This is a genomic window from Undibacterium sp. Ji42W (genome assembly GCF_049340405.1).
Classification (GTDB): domain Bacteria; phylum Pseudomonadota; class Gammaproteobacteria; order Burkholderiales; family Burkholderiaceae_D; genus Undibacterium.
Map to the genome: position 1 here is coordinate 1 of NZ_JBMPOV010000068.1, position 366 is coordinate 366.

Annotated in this window: 1 protein-coding gene; it reads left to right on the forward strand. The window is 54.6% G+C overall.

Annotated features, from left to right (window positions below; translation table 11 throughout):
- Positions 1-362: hypothetical protein (locus tag ACO0LG_RS29630; RefSeq protein ID WP_423032223.1), on the forward strand; the 362-nt coding region annotated here is incomplete at its 5' end.
- Positions 363-366: the final 4 nt, after the last annotated feature.

Genomic DNA, 366 nt, shown 5'->3' on the forward strand with positions numbered 1-366 from the left:
TATCTGCAGGTACTTACAACGCCAACCTCGCCCTCAGCATGGTCAGCGGTGGCACTGCCACGCCGTACAAGTCGCAAGACCAGGCCATCAAGGTACAAAGCGCCAGCCAGATCAATGCACAAACCATTAGTTTGGTACAAGGCCTGAGCCTGTCAACGCCAGCACAGCTTGCACAACGCACCGCCATCGTAGACTTGCTCAACCAGGTCAATACCGCGATGAGCAGCAATAGCATGGATAAAGCCCTGCGTTTGCTGATCACCGTACAGGCCAAGTTGAAGAATATAGAAACCGGCGTCGGTCCGGCCAGCAAATCACTGGCCAACCTGATTGCGGTGGTTGAACGACAAAGTGCGCGCTAAGCGT